We start from the raw sequence: 15,306 nt of genomic DNA, 5'->3' as shown, positions 1-15,306 counted from the left end.
GCCGCCGGTTGCGCTGGCGCCGGTGCCGCGGGCGCCGCGCCTGGCAGCGCGCCGGCGCCATGCAGGCTGTCGAGCAGCGCGTCGAAATCCAGGTCGTCGAGGTTGTCGTCGTCGATGCCGGACAGTGCGGTCGAATCGGCCGCGGACGAGGCGCCGCCTGCGGACGCGCCGCCGTCGGCACGCAGGCTGGCCAGCAGCAGCTCCGGTACCGGCGCCGGCTCGCTGTCGGCGGCGATGCAGTCGAGCATGTCCACCAGCAGGTCGAGCGCCTGCTGGGCGCCGTCGAACGCGACCGGATCGAGCGGCACCCGGCCGCTGCGGGCCGCGTCGAAGCGGTCCTCCACCGCGTGACAGATCGTCACCATCGGCTTGAAATCCAGGAAGCCGGCGCCGCCCTTGATGGTGTGAAAGCCGCGGAACACCGCGTTGAGGCACTCGCGGTCGTCGGGCGCGTGTTCCAGGGTGACCATCTGCTCGCCGAGCTGGTCGAGGATCTCACGCGCCTCGACCAGGAAGTCGCTGCGGATGTCGGAACCCTGGTCCTCGAAGGCGGCGCTCATGCGCTACAGCCCCAGCGAGGACAGCAGCTGGTTGGCGTCGTCCTGGGTGGCCGGGGCCGGGTCGAGGCCCTCGACCGCCGGGCCGTGCCCGCGCGTGGACAGCTGCAGCGGCTTGTTGTCCTGCGGCGTGGCGTACTCGCCAAGGCCGACGTGCACCGCGCGCACCAGCTCGACTACGCGCAAAATGATCTGGCCGGTGAGGTCCTGGTAGCCCTGCGCGGCGGTTATTTCCGACAGCCGCGAGCGGATGCCGGCGAGCGCCTGCTGCTGCGCCTCGTCCTGCCCGGGGGGCAGTTGCCGCAGCAAGGCGCCGCATTCGTCGATCAGGTCCAGCGTGCGCAGGCTCGCGCCTTCGGTCAGGGTGACCACGTGTTCCAGTCGGGCACAGGCATCGGGCAGCGAGCTCCCATGTGCGCTGCCGGTGCCGTCGCCGAGGGCTTGCTCGAGCTCGCGCGCGAGCCTCGCCAGGCCCTGCACGAACGGCTGGGTACGCCACTGGATGAGCTCGTCGACGTTGGTCCGCCAGCTGGCGTGGTCCTCGTGCTCCAGTGCCCACAGCGCCGCATGCAGGCGCTTGGTGATGAGCTGGCGGTCCTCTGGGCCGAGGGCGTCGCTCGGGCCGGGGCCGGAGCCCTGACTCACGCGGCCGTCTCCAGGCGCTCGAAGATCTTGCCGAGCTTGTCGCCGAGCGTGCCGGCGGTGAAGGGTTTGATTACGTAACCGTTCACCCCGGCCTGCGCGGCCTCGATGATCTGTTCGCGCTTGGCTTCGGCGGTGACCATCAGCACCGGGATCTTCGACAGCGCGGCATCGCCGCGGATCGCCTTGAGCAGGTCGATGCCCGGCATGCCGGGCATGTTCCAGTCGGTGATCACCAGATCGAACGGGCCCTTGTGCAGCTCGACCAGCGCGCTGTTGCCGTCGTCGGCCTCGGTGGTGTTGAAGAAACCTAGATCGTTGAGCAGGTTCTTGACGATGCGGCGCATCGTCGAGAAGTCGTCAACGATCAGGATGCGGATGTTCTTGTCCATAGGGGGCTCGCGTTTGTCTTCTCGGGTGCTATCGGCGGGTGGACGGAATTCTTGAAGGGCGCTGGTGCGGGGAAGAAAGGGCGTTGGCCCGCAAAGGACGCGAAAGACGCAAAAAGGAAAGTGAGAAGAAAGAGGAGTAAGGAGGTAAGGAAGAGCGAGCCGCTTCTCCTTACCTCCTCACCTCCTTGCTTTCTTTTGCGTGCTTTGCGGACCAACCGCTCTCGCCCTAATCATCGTTCTCGGCCTCGTCGCGCCACTCGCCCAGGCGCGCGCGCAGGCGCAGCATGGCCTGGCCGTGGATCTGGCAGACCCGCGACTCACTGATCGACAGCACCGCGCCGATCTCGCGCAGGTTGAGTTCCTGTTCGTAGTACAGCGACAGCACCAGTTGCTCGCGCTCGGGCAGGTCGCCGATCGCGCCGCCGAGCGCCTCGCGGAACTCGTCGTGCTCGAACGCGCGCGCCGGCGTGGCGGTGCCGCGGGCGGCCAGGCGCGGCTCGCCGTCGTGCTCCTCGGCGTGCGCATCGAAGCTGATGAGCTGGCCGCGCGCCGCGTCCTCGAGCATGCGATGGTATTCGGGCAGCGACACGCCCAGCGCGGTCGCGACCTCCTGCGTGGTTGCGGCGCGGCCGGCCTTCTGTTCGATTTCGCGGGTGGCGGCGACCACGTCGCGGTAGCGGCGGTGGACCGAGCGCGGCACCCAGTCGCCGCGGCGGATCTCGTCGATCATCGCGCCGCGGATGCGGATCGAGGCGTAGGTCTCGAACGCCGCACCTTGATCCGCCTGGAAGTTGCGGGCGGCGTCGATCAACCCGAGCATGCCGGCTTGGATCAGGTCGTCGACCTCCACGCTGGACGGCAGGCGCGCGGCGAGGTGATGGGCGATGCGCCGCACCAGTTCGCCGTGGCGCTCGACGATGTCGGCGGCGGCGCCAGGCTGGCTCGAGCGCTGGTTCGACCGATAGGCAGCGGCCGCGACGTTCATGCCGCCGCACTGCGCGATGGCGGGGTCACCATGCGCTCCATGAAGAACTCGACGTGGCCGCGCGGACCCTGCGGGCTCTGCCACTGGCCGGCGCGGCGCGCGATGTCGCGGAACGCCAGCGCCGATGGGCTCGAGGGGAACGCCTCGACCACCGCCTCCTGGCGCTGGATCGAGCGGCGCAGCCACTCATCGCGCGGGATCGCACCGAGGTAGTTGAGGGTGATGTCCAGGAAGCGCGAGGTGACGCGTTCGAGCTTGTCGAACAGCTGCCGGCCCTCGGCCGGGTGCTGCACCTGGTTGGCGAGTACCTGGATCCGGTTGACCCCGCGGTCGCGGCTGAGCACCTTGATCAGGGCGTAGGCATCGGTGACCGAGGCCGGTTCGTCGCAGACCACCACGATCACGTCCTGCGCGGCCTGGCAGAAGGTCAGCACGCCGTCGGCGATCCCCGCGGCGTTGTCCACCACCATCGTGTCGATCGGCAGTTCGAGTTGGCTGAAGGCGTGCACCAGGCCGATGTGCTGCTGCGGCACCAGTTCGGTCATGTGGCGCTTGCCCGAGGCGGCTGGCACCACCCAGAGCCCGCGCGGGCCCTCGAGCAGGGTGTCGTGCAGCTCGCAGCGGCCGGCGAACACGTCGGCCAGGGTGAAGCGCGGCGACAGACCGAGCATCACATCGACGTTGGCCAGGCCCAGGTCGGTGTCGAGCAGCAGCGTGCGCTGGCCGGCATTGACCAGCGCCATCGCCAGGTTGACCGAGACGCTGGTCTTGCCGACGCCGCCCTTGCCGCTGGCCACGGAGATGACCCGCACCGGTGCCGCGGCAGGCTGCGGACCCGTCGGGGCGGCGACTTCGACTTGCTTGATCGGCTCAGCTCGCGACGACATGACGATCCTCGTTGGCAAGGGGGTGGGCAGGGTGGGCATCGGGACAATCGGCAGCACGGCGCAATTTCTCCAGTTGCAGGACCAGGCGCGACGCATCGGCGGTGTCCAGGTCGGCCGGCACCTGCTGTCCGTCGGTGGTGTAGATCAGCTTGAGGTCGTGGCGGACTGCGACCGACAGGGCGGCGCCGAGGCGGCCGGTCTCGTCGAGCTTGGTCAGCACCACGCCCTCCGGCGCGGCGAGGCGATAGCGCCGCACCACCTCGCCCAGGTCGTAGGGGTTGGCGTTGGCCGGCAGCACCAGCAGGCTGCGCAGGCGCTGGTTGGCGCGCAGCCAAGTGATCTGGCTGAGCAGGGCGAGATCGCGCACCGCGTAACCGGCGGTATCGACCAGAACCAGCGGGTAGTCGGCCAGCTGCTCCAGCGCCCTGGGCAGGCCCTCGGGGCCGGACGCCTCGCACACGGTGATGCCGAGCGTGCGGCCGTGGGCCTGCAGTTGTTCGCGGGCGCCGGCGCGCTCGACGTCGGTGGTGACCAGAGCCACGTCGCGGGCGCGGTGGCGTTGCGCATAGCGGGCGGCGAGCTTGGCCAGCGTGGTGGTCTTGCCGGCGCCGGTCGGGCCGATCAGTGCGATCACGCCGCCCTCGTCGATCGGCTCGCTGCGCGAGACGGTCAGCATGCGGGCGAGCTCGGCCAGCATCGGCGCGCGGGTCTTGGCCGGGTCTAGCTGCGGGTCGAGCTTGGCCGCGATGGCCTGTGCGAGGTTCTCGTCGCAACCGTAGCCGAGCAGGGTGTCGTAGGCGGCGGCGCGCGCCGGCGAACCGCGCAGGCGCTCGACCGCGAACTGGCCCATCTCGCGCTCGATCAGCTGGCGCATGTTGGCCAGTTCGTCGCGCATCGCGGCGATGCCGGGATCGAGGTCGCGGCCGCCGACGCTGCGCAGGTGCCGGGTGTCATGCCCGGCATCGTGTTCAGCGTGGCGTTCGGGCGGTTCGGCCATCGGCTCCAGCTGCAGTTCGGGCTTCGGGGCGGCCGGCGATGGAAGCTTGGTCGCCGCTAGCGGGTTCGGTACCGCGTCGGCGTCGGTCTGCGCAGGCAGTGCCGGCGCTGTCTGCGCGGTGTCCGCGGCGACTGCAGTCGGCGTCACCGGCGCTGACGTTGGCGCCGGAGCCAGCGCCGCCATCATTTCGTCGAAGCGGGCGGTGGAGGGCGGCGGGCTTGCGGCTGGCGGGGGTGTGCTGGGCTGCGGCGCGGCCGGGGCGGAGGTCAGCTCGGCCAGGGTCGGGGTGCGGTCGGCGGCAGGCGCGGACGCGCTCGGCTCGCCGCCGAGGCGGAATACCGCACGGGCGCGGGTCGCCAAGGTCTCGCGCACCGGCGGTGGCGCGGCGGTGGGCTTGGTGGCGGCTGGCTTGGCAGGGGCCGGCTGGGCGGCGGCCTGCGCAGGTTCCGCGCTCGCCACCATCGCGGGGGGCGAGCTCGCTGGCATCGCGTCCAGCACCTTCGGCTTCAGCGGCTCCAGTCGCGGCGCGGCGGCGCGCAGTGCCTGCTGTACCAGGGCTTCGTCGTAGTCGGTGGCGGCGACGATCTCGATCCCGCCCTCGACCGGTCGGTTCGACAGGATCACCGCATCGGCGCCCTGCTCGTCGCGCACCATGCGCAGGCCGGTGCGCATGTCGGGGGCGGTGAAGCGTTTGATTCTCATGGGGTTGCTCCTTCGGAGCCGGGACCGGGGACCCGGGGCAGGGGACCCGGGAAAGCGGGGTGCGTCGACGCTGGGCGCGACGCAATCGACTGGCCTTGGTAAATCTGTTGCATCTCGCTTTTGCTCCTAAAGATTCTCCGGGTCCCCGGGCCCGGCTTTCACCCCACCGACCCCACCAGCCGCAGCCGCTTGTCCTCCGGTACCTCGCCGTAGGCCAGTACCGACAGGGCCGGTACGCTGTGGCGCACGAGGCGGGCGATCGTTGCGCGGATCCCGGCGGGGACCAGCAGCACCGCGGGTTCGCCGCGGCCTTCCTGGCGGGTGACGCACTCGCTGAGGTTCTGGTGCAGTCGCTCGGCCAATCCGGGCTCCATCGCGGCGCCTGAGCCGCTGACCGAGTCCTGCAATACCCGTTCCAGCGCCGGCGCCAGGGTGTAGACCGGCAGCTCGGCATTGAGGCCGTTGAGTTCCTGCACGATGAAGCGCCCCAGGGCGGTGCGCACCGCGGCGGTGAGCGTCGCCGGGTCCTGGGTGCTGGCGCCGTGTTCCAGCAGCGTCTCGACGATCTGGCGCATCTGCCGCACCGGCACGCGCTCGACCAGCAGCGACTGCAGCACCCGCACCACCACCGACAGCGGCAGCAGCTTGGGTGTCAAATCCTCGACGAGCTTGGGTGCGGATTTCCCGACACTGGCCAGCAGCTGCTGCACCTCCTCAAAGCCGAGCAACTCGGAGGCGCGCTCGTTGACCAGGTGCGACAGGTGGGTGGCGACCACGGTGGCCGCATCGACCACGGTGTAGCCGAGCGACTCGGCATGCGCGCGCTGGCTGGGCTGGATCCACACCGCGTCCAGCCCGAAAGCCGGGTCCTTGCCCGGCAGTCCGTCCAGCGGTCCGAACACGCGGCCGGGGTCGAGCGCGAGTTCGCGGTCCGGGTGCAGCTCGCCCGAGGCGATCGGCACCCCGTGCACCAGTACGCGGTACTGCCCCGGCGCCAGCTCGAGGTTGTCGCGCACGTGCACCGCGGGGATCAGGAAGCCCAGGTCCTGGGTCAGCTTGCGGCGCACGCCCTTGAGCCGCGCCAGCAGTTCGCCGCCCTGCGTCTTGTCGACCAGCGGGATCAGCCGGTATCCGACTTCCAGCCCGAGCGGTTCGACCGCGCGCACCTCGTCCCAACTCAGCTCGGCGCTGGGCGAGGGCGCGCTGCCGCTGGCCCCGGCGGCGGCCTCGGCGGTGGCCTCGTCGGCCGCGATCGCATTGCGTTTGTGCAGCCGCCAGGCGGCATAGCCGAGCACCGCGGCCAGCAGCAGGAACGGCAGGTTGGGCATGCCCGGGATCACCCCGATGATGCCCAGCATCAGCGCCGAGACGGTCAGCGCGCGGACTTGGCCGAACACCTGGCCCTGCACCGCCGCGCCCATTTCCTGCTCGCCGGTGGAGCGGGTGACCAGCATCGCCGTTGCGGTGGCGATCAGCAGCGCCGGCAGCTGCGCGACCAGGCCGTCGCCGATCGCCAGCAGGGTGTAGACCCGCGCCGACTCGCCGAAGTCCATGTCGTGCTGGAGCATCCCGATCAGCAGCCCGCCGATCAGGTTGATGATGAGGATCAGGATGCCGGCGATCGCATCGCCGCGCACGAACTTGCTGGCGCCGTCCATCGAGCCGTAGAAGTCGGCCTCCTCGCGCACTTCCTGGCGCCGCGCCTTGGCGTCCTCGCGGGTCAGCAGGCCGGCGTTGAGGTCGGCATCGATCGCCATCTGCTTGCCGGGCAAGGCATCCAGGATGAAGCGCGCCGACACCTCGGAGATGCGCCCGGCGCCCTTGGTCACCACGATGAAGTTGACGATGGTCAGGATCGCGAACACCACGATGCCGACCGCGTAGCTGCCGCCGATCACGAACTGGCCGAACGACTCGATCACGCGGCCGGCCGCGGCCGGGCCCTCGTGGCCGTGCAGCAGCACCACCCGGGTCGAGGCGACATTCAGCCCCAGCCGCAGCAGGGTGACCATCAGCAGCACGCTGGGGAAGATCGAGAACTCCAGCGGCCGCTTCACGTAGATCACCGCCAGCATCACCACCAGCGACATCGCGATATTGACGCTGAACAGCATGTCCAGCAGCAGTGGCGACAGCGGCACGATCACCATCGCCAGCATCGCCATGACCACGATCGGCGCGGCCGCGCCATTGCGCACCGCCGCGATCATGTTGGCGGCGGAGAACCGGTTCTGTACCGCGCTCATGGCGCCGGGGTTCCGTCGCCTGGCGGATCGCCGGCGTCTTCGGCGCGACCGTCGGCCTCGGCCTCGCCCAACGTGATGCCGTCGAGCACCGGCGCCGGCCCGTGGGCCGGGTGCCAGCGCTTGAGCTGGTACACGTATGACAGCACCTGAGCGACGGCGGCGTAGAGTTTCACCGGGATTTCCTGATCGACCTGGGCGGTCCGATACAAGGCCCGTGCCAGAGGCGGGGTCTCCAGCACGCTGATCCGGTGCTGCTGCGCCACCTGGCGGATCATCAGCGCGATCTCGTCCACCCCTTTGGCCACCACCTTGGGCGCGCGCATGTTGTCCGCGTCGTACTTCAGCGCCACCGCATAGTGGGTCGGATTGACCACCACCACGTCGGCGGTCGGCAGCGCTTCCATCATCCGGCGCTGCGACATCTGCTGGGCGACCTGGCGCACGCGCGCCTTAATTTCGGGATTGCCTTCGGTCTGCTTGAGCTCGTCGCGGATCTCCTGCTTGGTCATGCGCAACTTGACCGTGTGCTGCCAGCGTTGCCACGGCACGTCGACCGCGGCGAGCAGCCCGAGCGAGGCGATCATCGCGATGAAGGTGCCGATGGCCACGCCCAGTCCGGTGCCGGCGGCGCCGTGCAGCGACATGCGCGGCATTGCCAGCAGCTCGTGGAATGCCGCGTAGATGACCGCCGCGCCGACCCCGATCACCAGCAGCACACGCAGCAGCGAGCGCAGCAGCTCGGCCAGCCCCTCCTTGCCGTAGATCCGCTTGAATCCCTTCATCGGATCGAGCCGGGTGAAGTCCGGCTGCAGCGCCTTGTTGGAAAAGCCGATGCCGCCCATCACCGCCGGCGCGATCAGGCACGCGCCCAGTGCGACCAGTATCACCGGCAGTACCGGCAGCATCAGCTCGACCATCAGCCCGACGGCGTGCGGCAGCAGCCGATCGGGGCGACCCACCGAAGCCGGGTCCAGGGTCAATGCATCACGCAGCCAGCTTTGCGCGGCCACGCCAATGCCGGGCGCGTACATCAGCATCGCCAGCGAGGTGGCCCCGAGCACCGCGACGTTGCCGAGTTCGCGCGAGCGCGGAACCTGGCCCTTCTCGCGGGCCTCGCGCAGGCGCTTCTCGGTCGGTTGCTCGGTCTTGTCCTGTTGGTCCTGTTCAGACACCGGCGGCGCTTCCCTGTGTGGCTTCCCGTCTCGACACCCTCCTTTGGAAAAGGAGGGCCGGGGCGGATTTGCCGTTGCTCCTGCAAGAACAGCGCCAGAGAAAAATTCCCTAGCCCCTTGTAGGAGCGCTCCATGAGCGCGATCGCCCGGACGAGCGAAAGCCTCGCGCCCATGGGGCGCTCCTACAGAGGTAGTCCGCGGCCGCCCTCAGCCGGTCAGTGCGCGCGCCGCCATGAACGCGTCCTCGAACAACTGCTGCACCGGTGCCTGCAGTTGGCGCATCAACAGCCCCAGCAGCAGCAATCCGACCAGCAACGAAACCGGCAGGCCGATCACGATGGGGTTGAGCGCCGGCGCGGCGCGGGCCAGCACGCCGAAGGCGAGATTGACCGTGAGCAGCGCCATCATCACCGGCAGCGCCAGCAGCAGCCCAGCCCGCAGGCAGGTGCCGAAGAATGCCGGCAGCGCGGCGGCGAACTGCGCGGGGGCGCCCAGCGGCTGCCCGATCGGCAGCGCCTGGTAGCTTTCGAACAGCAGCTGGACCAGCGCCAGATGCGCATCCAGCGCGAAGAACACCAGCGCGAAGGCCAGATAGAACCACTGCGCCAGCACCGGCGAGGAGGCGCCGGTGAGCGGGTCGGCCATGGTCGCCAGCGACAGTGCCATGCCCTGGCTAATCAGCTCGCCGGCCAGGCGCCCGGCCTCGAAAGCCAGCCGCAGCAGCAGGCCGATGGAGATGCCGATGGCGAATTCGCGCAGCACCGAGCCGACCGTGAGCGCGTCGATCGCCGCCGCCGGCGGCGCCGGCAGCAGCGTCGAGATCGCCGCCGACAGTGCCAGGGTCAGCATCATGCGCGCACGCACCGGCATGCTGTTGCCGGAGATCATCGGCAATACCTGGATCGCGGCGCCGATGCGTAGCGCATGCCACAGCACCGCGCTGAGCATCGCGAACAGGTTGACGCCGCTGGCGGTGGTCAGGGTGACGGTGTCCATCAGGCGGCGTCGCGTTGTCCGCTCGACGAGGCAGTGCAAGAGCAAACCCATCCCCATCCCGGCCTTCCCCTTGAAGGGGAAGGAGACAAGCGGTATCGCGGCGCTCTGAAGCCCTCCCCTTCAAGGGGAGGGTTGGGTGGGGATGGGTTGGGCCGCGGCAGCATCAGCGCTACCCGATCAGATGCGGAATCCGCTGGAACAGGTCGGTCGTGAACGACACCAGCCTGCCCAGCAGGAAATGCCCGGTCAGCGCCAGCGTCGCCGCCAGCGCGACCGCCTTGACCACGAAGGCGATGGTCTGCTCGTTGATCTGGGTGGCGGCCTGCACGATGCCGACCAGCACGCCGACCACCAGCACTGCCAGCAATGGCGGACCACCGAGCAGCAGCGCCATCTGCAGGCCGCGGCCGATTTCGGTGAGGGCGACTTCCGGGCTCATCGGATCGGGCTCCGGTCAGACCGCATTGAAGCTGGCGGCGAGCGAGCCGACCACCAGCACCCAGCCGTCGACCAGCACGAACAACAGGATCTTGAACGGCGCCGACACCAGCATCGGCGAGAGCATCATCATGCCCATCGACATCAGCACGCTGGCGACCACCAGGTCGATGATCACGAACGGGATGTAGATCAGGAACGCGATCTCGAACGCGGTCTTGAGCTCGCTGGTGAGGAACGAGGCGGCCAGTACGCCGAACGGGATGTCGGCGGCGCTCGCGTACGGGCCGCTGTTGGACAGCCCGGCGAAGGTCATCAGGTCGTTCTCGCGTATCTGCGCCAGCATGAAGCCGCGGAACGGCGCGGATGCCGCCTCCCATGCCGAGCGGAAGTCCATCTGGTTGTCCAGGTACGGCGAGATCCCGGCGATCCAGGCCTGGTCGAACACCGGCATCATCACCATCGTGGTCAGAAACAGCGCCAGCGCCAGCAGCACCTGGTTGGATGGCGTCTGCCCGGTGCCCAGCGCCTGCCGCAGCAGTGCCAGCACGATGATGATGCGGGTGAACGCGGTGATGCCCAGCAGCGCGGCGGGCAGCAGGGTGATGCCGGTCATCAGCAGCAGCACCTGCAACTGCAGGCTGACCGGCTCGCCGCCGATGCTGCCGACGTTGACCTGCGGCAGGGTCGGGCTCGGGTTGACCGTCGCCGGTTGCGCCTGGGCCTGCGCTGGCACGGTCTGCGCCGCCACTGGTGCGAGCACGCCCAGCAGCGCGAAGGCCAGCAGCGTCTTTGCCAGCAAGCGCCGGAACCGCACCGACACGCGGCTCACGACTTCTTCCCGAACTGCTGCGCGAGCAGCTGCGCGAACGGCGCGGGCGCATCCTGCACCGGCAGCGGCTCGGCCAGCGTGTGCAGGGTGCGGGTGCCGCCGGGGCCGACGCCGAGCAGCAGTTGGGTGCCGCCGACGTCGACCACCATCACCCGCTCGCGCTGGCCCACTGCGAGCGAGGCGACCACGCGCAATGACTTGTTGGAGCTGGCGGCCGCGCCCGGCATGCGCCGCGCCAGCCATGCCAGCGCCAGGATCAGGGCGACCACCAGCAGCAGCGCCAGCACCGCGCTGCCGACCGCGCCGGCGCTGGAGGGCGCGGCATCGGGCAGCGGCTGCGCCGGTTGCTGGATGGTGGCGGTGGTGGCGGTGGTGGCGGGCGGCGGGTCCTGCAAGGCGGTCGCGTCGGCCGACGGTATCGAGACCTCGGCGGCCTGCGGCATACGGCCCTGAGCGATGACCGGGCCGGCGTCGCTGGGTGAACTGACCGTGCCCGAGCCGGCTTCGGCCGTTGTCGCGTTCGCCGACGGCTCGGCCGAAGCGCGCGACGGCGCCGGCAACGACGGTGCCGCGCCGGTGTCAGCAGGTATCGGCGGGGGCGGGGTAGCCACGGCATCGCCCGACGGGCGAGCCGGCGTCGCGGTGCCCTGCGTCGCCGGGGCGGCCGCGCTCGAGGCCGCCGTGGTGCCGGCCAATGCCACAACCGGCGGCGGCGCGAGGGGCGTGCTCGTATCCAGCATCACTGCCTGCTCAGCGCAGCCGCTTGATGCGTTCGGCCGGGCTGACCACGTCGGTCAGACGCACGCCGAAGCGGTCGTTGACCACCACCACCTCGCCCTGCGCGATCAGGGTACCGTTGACGAACACGTCCAGTGGTTCGCCGGCGCCACGCTCCAGTTCCACCACCGAGCCCTGGTTGAGCTGCAGCAGGTTGCGGATCGGGATGCGGGTACGGCCGACCTCCAATGACAGCGACACCGAGACGTCGAGGATCACGTCGAGGTTGAGGTCGGCGCCGGCGCCGCCGCCGCCGCCGGCCTCGGCGCTGAGCGCTTCGAATGCGGCGCGCGCGGCGTCGCCGGAGCTGTCGGTCCGCTGCTCGGGTGCGGGCGTGGTGTCGGCGTTGGTGCCGGCGTCGGTCTGGTCTGTATTCATGACGATGTCAGGCTGTTGAAGGAGGGGACGGTGCGGGGCGCGTGCACGGAGGTGACCTTGACTGCGTTGCGGCCGTTGTGGGTGCCGAATTCGCCGGAGAACAGCGGCATCTGCTCGACCTTCAGCTGCACGGTGGGCGACAGGTCGATCGGGATCACGTCGCCGACCTTGAGCCGCGACAGCTCGCGCAGGCTGATCTGGCGCGTGGCCAGGGCGCTGCTGAGCTCGACCTCGGCGTCCTGCAGCTGGGTGCGCATCGCGCGGATCCAGCCTTCGTCGCGCTCGACGCGGTCGCTCTGCACGCCGGCGTCGAGCTGCTCGCGGATCGGCTCGAGCATCGAGTACGGCAGCGAGATGTGGAACTCGCCGCCGCCGCCGTCGAGCTCGACGTTGAAGCGGCTGACCACGATGTACTCGCGCGGGCTGATGATGTTGGCGAAGTGCGGATTGACCTCGGAGTTGAGGTACTCGAACTCCACCGGCATCACCGGCGCCCAGGACTCGACCAGGTCGGCGAAGGTCTGCTTGAGCAGCAACTGGATCACCCGCATTTCGGTCGGGGTGAACTCGCGGCCCTCGATCTTGGCCGGGTACTTGCCGGCGCCGCCGAAGAAGTTGTCGACCACGGTGAAGACCAGGCGCGGCTCGAACATCACGATCGCGGTGCCGCGCAGCGGCTTCATCTTCACCAGGTTGAGGTTGGTCGGCACCTGCAGCGAATGCATGTACTCGCCGAAGCGCACCAGGTCGATGCCGCGCACCGACAGGTCGGCCGAGCGCCGCAGCAGGTTGAACAGGCCGACCCGCCAGGTGCGGGCGAAGCGCTCGTTGATCATCTCCAGCGTCGGCAGCCGGCCGCGCACAATGCGGTCCTGGCTGGCGAAGTCGTAGTTGCGCGCCTCGCCGGGTTCCGGCGGCACTTCGGTCTCGACCGCACCGCTGTCGACGCCATGCAGCAGCGCGTCGATTTCGTCTTGGGAGAGCAGGTCGGCACTCATGGGTGGGCTCCTGGGTACCGGGACTACTGCGTGACCAGACTGGTGAAGAACACCGCTTCGACCTGGTCGGGCGCGGTCTCGTTCTCGAGCACCTTGCGGACTTCGGCCACGGCCTGCGCCTGCAGCCGCTCCTTGGCGCTGCGCTGGCCCAACTGGGCGGCCGTCTGCTGGCCGAACAGCAGCAGCAGGTGGTTGCGCAGCGCCGGGGCGTGCAGCTCCAGCGCGGCGGCGGTGGCCGGGTCGCGCGTCATCAGCTGCACGTCGGCCTGCAGGTAGCGCACCGGACCTGGATCGGCCAGGTTGACCACGAACGCGGGCTCGAGCGCGAAATAGATCGCCGGCGGCTTGGCCTCGGCATCCGCCGCGCCTTCCTCGGCGGCCTGCGCGGCCTGTGCCTGCCACCACCACCAGCCGCCTGCGGCCGCGCCGAGCACGACGACGGCGACGATGGTCCAGATCAGCCCGCGTCCACGACGCTTTGGTTTGGAAGTTGGCTCGGCAGACACGCATCGCACTCCTGGTGGGTTGCCAGGCATCGTGCAAGGGCCATGCCGGAGAAATCGCGCCGATCGCGCCGGAGTTTTGACGGGAGGCTGAATGCGCTTCCGCCGGAATACCGGCGGGGCGGGTCTACCGGCGAGGGGCGCTCGGGCGCTTCCCCGGCCGCTGTGCTGGAGGGCCGGGCGGGTTGGGGAGGATTTGCTCTTTTGCTCTTCGCTACTCGTCAGCCGGCAAAAAGTAAATCTCCCCCAGCCCCTCTTTTCCAAAGAGGGGAGCAAAGCGGAAGAGGGGCGCCGGAACTTGCTACTAGCGCCCGTTGACGCTGAACCGCCCCGGCCCCAGCAGCACAATCGCCACCGCCGTCACCAGGAACATGCCCTGCAGCTCCAGCGCCCAGCCGCCCTGGCTGCCGAGGCTGTCCAGCTCGCCCATGTGCACCAGCACGATCGCCACCAGCATGTTGATCGCGACCAGCACCCCGCCGAGGCGCGCATGCAGCCCGGCGATCAGCATCAGCGGCGCCAGCACCTCGCCGATCAGCACGCCATAGCCCAGGACCCCCGGGAGGCCCTGGGCCTCGACCATACCGACGATCCCGCCCATGCCGCCCTTGAGCTTGGCGATCCCGTGCAGCAGCACCAGCACCCCGAGGGTGACGCGCAGGAGCAGCTTGGCGAGGTCGTGCTGGGTGGCTGGATTCATCGAAGGTCGCCTCGGATTCGTCGGAAAGGCCGCAGCATAGTGCGCGCGATGCGGTCTCGTCTGCCCAGACGGGTGCTTCCGAGGATCGCCCGGCGCAAACTGTGCGTCCACCTACACGAGGACCGGCCATGCTCGCCTACGTCACCATCGGGACCAACGATCTGCCGCGCGCCGCGGCTTACTACGACGAGCTGCTGGCCGTGCTCGGCGGCACGCGCATGATGGAAGGCGAGCAGTACGTCGCCTGGACCACCACCCCGGACGCGGCCGGCCTCGGCGTCACCAAGCCGTTCGACGGCAATGCCGCGACCGTCGGCAATGGCGTGATGGTCGGGCTGCAGGCGCCCGATCGCGATACCGCCGATCGCCTGCACGCCAAGGCGCTTGAACTCGGCGGCAGCGACGAAGGCGCACCGGGCCAGCGTTGGGAAGGTTTTTACGCCGGCTATTTCCGCGACCTCGACGGCAACAAGCTCAACGTCTGCTACTTCGGCGCGTAGGCCCGCATCCGACGTGCATGACGCATGACACCGAATCGGGCACGGTGGCCATCCGCGGGCCGGTCGGGCCGGGCACGAAGTAAGCGGCCAGGCGCGTCGAATGCCGTCTTTTGCTCGTCATTTCCGCGAAAGCGGGAACCCGGTGCCGTCGATCTTCGACCACCTGAAGGGCGTAGATCCGCGCCATCGCGAGAATTACAGCGGGTTGGGTTCCGTGGGGTTGCGAGGGTGCAAAGCCAGTGCAATTACCGAATCGGCAGGTGCACGCGTCGTCCGTTCCAGCCCAGCACCACCGCATCGGCGGTGATCGCATCGACCACGGCATTGCCGATGCGGTCGCCTTCGCCGACGCGCGAGCCGTCGACGATGGCGAAGCGTTCGGTGGGCGTCGGCGCCCAGAAGTGCATGCTGATCTTCAGCGGCGGCAGTTGCCGGCGCTCCTCGGCCGACAGGTCGGCGAGCGTGGTCGGCTCGCCAGTGGCTGCGCCCGGCGCCGCGGCTGACGGAGTGGGTGCCGGCGCAACGGCAGGCACGCTGGCGGCGGGCTCGGCTGCGGGACGCGAAGCGATGCGCTCGCCGGGCAGGATTCCCAGCAGCCCCACCA

The 15,306-nt window shown here is 69.6% G+C and carries 18 protein-coding genes; 1 reads left to right on the top strand and 17 read right to left on the bottom strand.

Going from position 1 to position 15,306, the window contains the following annotated elements; all coding sequences use genetic code 11:
- The 16 genes from ACJQWM_RS14030 to ACJQWM_RS13955 all read right to left on the bottom strand — a co-directional run.
- A partial coding sequence (locus ACJQWM_RS14030) for an Hpt domain-containing protein (protein ID WP_411306912.1) occupies nucleotides 1-560 on the bottom strand: 560 nt, incomplete at its 3' end.
- A 3-nt stretch (nucleotides 561-563) separates the two neighbouring features.
- Nucleotides 564-1,202 (bottom strand): protein phosphatase CheZ, encoded by a 639-nt coding sequence (locus ACJQWM_RS14025; protein ID WP_411306911.1) that lies wholly within the window; start codon nucleotides 1,200-1,202, stop codon nucleotides 564-566.
- A complete protein-coding gene (gene cheY / locus ACJQWM_RS14020) occupies nucleotides 1,199-1,591 on the bottom strand; it encodes a chemotaxis response regulator CheY (RefSeq protein ID WP_332707620.1) in 393 nt (130 codons plus the stop codon). Before cheY ends, ACJQWM_RS14025 begins: the two co-directional genes overlap by 4 nt.
- Nucleotides 1,592-1,817: 226 nt before the next feature.
- On the bottom strand, nucleotides 1,818-2,576 hold the full coding sequence (locus tag ACJQWM_RS14015) for an RNA polymerase sigma factor FliA (protein ID WP_332707623.1): 759 nt from the start codon (nucleotides 2,574-2,576) through the stop codon (nucleotides 1,818-1,820).
- Nucleotides 2,573-3,463 (bottom strand): MinD/ParA family protein, encoded by an 891-nt coding sequence (locus tag ACJQWM_RS14010; protein WP_332707626.1) that lies wholly within the window; start codon nucleotides 3,461-3,463, stop codon nucleotides 2,573-2,575. Before ACJQWM_RS14010 ends, ACJQWM_RS14015 begins: the two co-directional genes overlap by 4 nt.
- Nucleotides 3,447-5,162, bottom strand: a complete 1,716-nt coding sequence (gene flhF / locus ACJQWM_RS14005) for a flagellar biosynthesis GTPase FlhF (RefSeq protein WP_411306910.1) — start codon at nucleotides 5,160-5,162, stop codon at nucleotides 3,447-3,449. The genes ACJQWM_RS14010 and flhF overlap by 17 nt, the downstream gene beginning before the upstream one ends.
- A gap of 158 nt (nucleotides 5,163-5,320) precedes the next feature.
- Nucleotides 5,321-7,408 (bottom strand): flagellar biosynthesis protein FlhA, encoded by a 2,088-nt coding sequence (gene flhA, locus ACJQWM_RS14000; protein ID WP_411306909.1) that lies wholly within the window; start codon nucleotides 7,406-7,408, stop codon nucleotides 5,321-5,323.
- Nucleotides 7,405-8,580 carry a flagellar biosynthesis protein FlhB gene (gene flhB / locus ACJQWM_RS13995; protein WP_332707632.1) on the bottom strand — a complete coding sequence of 392 codons (1,176 nt, stop codon included), beginning with the start codon at nucleotides 8,578-8,580 and terminating at the stop codon, nucleotides 7,405-7,407. The genes flhA and flhB overlap by 4 nt, the downstream gene beginning before the upstream one ends.
- A 207-nt stretch (nucleotides 8,581-8,787) precedes the next feature.
- Nucleotides 8,788-9,576 (bottom strand): flagellar biosynthetic protein FliR, encoded by a 789-nt coding sequence (gene fliR / locus ACJQWM_RS13990; RefSeq protein ID WP_332707635.1) that lies wholly within the window; start codon nucleotides 9,574-9,576, stop codon nucleotides 8,788-8,790.
- Nucleotides 9,577-9,745: 169 nt separating this feature from the next.
- Nucleotides 9,746-10,015: a flagellar biosynthetic protein FliQ gene (locus tag ACJQWM_RS13985; RefSeq protein ID WP_332707638.1), complete on the bottom strand. Its 270-nt coding sequence runs from the start codon at nucleotides 10,013-10,015 to the stop codon at nucleotides 9,746-9,748.
- A gap of 15 nt (nucleotides 10,016-10,030) precedes the next feature.
- Complete coding sequence (fliP, locus tag ACJQWM_RS13980; protein ID WP_411306914.1) at nucleotides 10,031-10,831, bottom strand: flagellar type III secretion system pore protein FliP; 801 nt, start codon at nucleotides 10,829-10,831, stop codon at nucleotides 10,031-10,033.
- 11 nt (nucleotides 10,832-10,842) lie between these two features.
- Nucleotides 10,843-11,241 (bottom strand): flagellar biosynthetic protein FliO, encoded by a 399-nt coding sequence (gene fliO / locus ACJQWM_RS13975; RefSeq protein WP_411306913.1) that lies wholly within the window; start codon nucleotides 11,239-11,241, stop codon nucleotides 10,843-10,845.
- 355 nt (nucleotides 11,242-11,596) lie between these two features.
- Nucleotides 11,597-12,001, bottom strand: a complete 405-nt coding sequence (gene fliN / locus ACJQWM_RS13970; RefSeq protein WP_332707965.1) for a flagellar motor switch protein FliN — start codon at nucleotides 11,999-12,001, stop codon at nucleotides 11,597-11,599.
- Nucleotides 11,998-12,999: a flagellar motor switch protein FliM gene (gene fliM, locus ACJQWM_RS13965; RefSeq protein WP_332707967.1), complete on the bottom strand. Its 1,002-nt coding sequence runs from the start codon at nucleotides 12,997-12,999 to the stop codon at nucleotides 11,998-12,000. Before fliM ends, fliN begins: the two co-directional genes overlap by 4 nt.
- Before the next feature lie 23 nt (nucleotides 13,000-13,022).
- Nucleotides 13,023-13,505 carry a flagellar basal body-associated FliL family protein gene (locus ACJQWM_RS13960; RefSeq protein ID WP_332707969.1) on the bottom strand — a complete coding sequence of 161 codons (483 nt, stop codon included), beginning with the start codon at nucleotides 13,503-13,505 and terminating at the stop codon, nucleotides 13,023-13,025.
- A 301-nt stretch (nucleotides 13,506-13,806) separates the two neighbouring features.
- Entirely contained in the window at nucleotides 13,807-14,202 is a 396-nt protein-coding gene (locus ACJQWM_RS13955; protein ID WP_332707971.1) for a DoxX family protein, read from the bottom strand.
- A 128-nt stretch (nucleotides 14,203-14,330) separates the two neighbouring features.
- On the opposite strand from ACJQWM_RS13955, the gene ACJQWM_RS13950 reads away from it, so the two are divergent.
- Entirely contained in the window at nucleotides 14,331-14,702 is a 372-nt protein-coding gene (locus ACJQWM_RS13950; protein WP_332707973.1) for a VOC family protein, read from the top strand.
- A gap of 245 nt (nucleotides 14,703-14,947) precedes the next feature.
- Here ACJQWM_RS13950 and ACJQWM_RS13945 read toward each other — a convergent pair.
- Nucleotides 14,948-15,306 (bottom strand): general secretion pathway protein GspB (locus ACJQWM_RS13945; RefSeq protein WP_411306908.1); only part of this gene is annotated, 359 nt, incomplete at its 5' end.

The organism is Novilysobacter longmucuonensis (assembly GCF_046600735.1).
In the GTDB taxonomy this organism is placed as follows: domain Bacteria; phylum Pseudomonadota; class Gammaproteobacteria; order Xanthomonadales; family Xanthomonadaceae; genus Novilysobacter_A; species Novilysobacter_A longmucuonensis.
The sequence above is the reverse complement of the archived record's forward strand: the minus strand, read 5'-3'. Positions and strand labels throughout refer to the sequence as shown.

Coding starts and splice junctions, on each gene's coding strand:
- cheY (WP_332707620.1), bottom strand. CDS start 1,591: ATGGACAAGAACATCCGCATCCTGATCGTTGACGACTTCTCGACGATG.
- ACJQWM_RS14015 (WP_332707623.1), bottom strand. CDS start 2,576: ATGAACGTCGCGGCCGCTGCCTATCGGTCGAACCAGCGCTCGAGCCAG.
- ACJQWM_RS14010 (WP_332707626.1), bottom strand. CDS start 3,463: ATGTCGTCGCGAGCTGAGCCGATCAAGCAAGTCGAAGTCGCCGCCCCG.
- flhF (WP_411306910.1), bottom strand. CDS start 5,162: ATGAGAATCAAACGCTTCACCGCCCCCGACATGCGCACCGGCCTGCGC.
- flhA (WP_411306909.1), bottom strand. CDS start 7,408: ATGAGCGCGGTACAGAACCGGTTCTCCGCCGCCAACATGATCGCGGCG.
- fliR (WP_332707635.1), bottom strand. CDS start 9,576: ATGGACACCGTCACCCTGACCACCGCCAGCGGCGTCAACCTGTTCGCG.
- ACJQWM_RS13985 (WP_332707638.1), bottom strand. CDS start 10,015: ATGAGCCCGGAAGTCGCCCTCACCGAAATCGGCCGCGGCCTGCAGATG.
- fliN (WP_332707965.1), bottom strand. CDS start 12,001: ATGAATACAGACCAGACCGACGCCGGCACCAACGCCGACACCACGCCC.
- fliM (WP_332707967.1), bottom strand. CDS start 12,999: ATGAGTGCCGACCTGCTCTCCCAAGACGAAATCGACGCGCTGCTGCAT.
- ACJQWM_RS13955 (WP_332707971.1), bottom strand. CDS start 14,202: ATGAATCCAGCCACCCAGCACGACCTCGCCAAGCTGCTCCTGCGCGTC.
- ACJQWM_RS13950 (WP_332707973.1), top strand. CDS start 14,331: ATGCTCGCCTACGTCACCATCGGGACCAACGATCTGCCGCGCGCCGCG.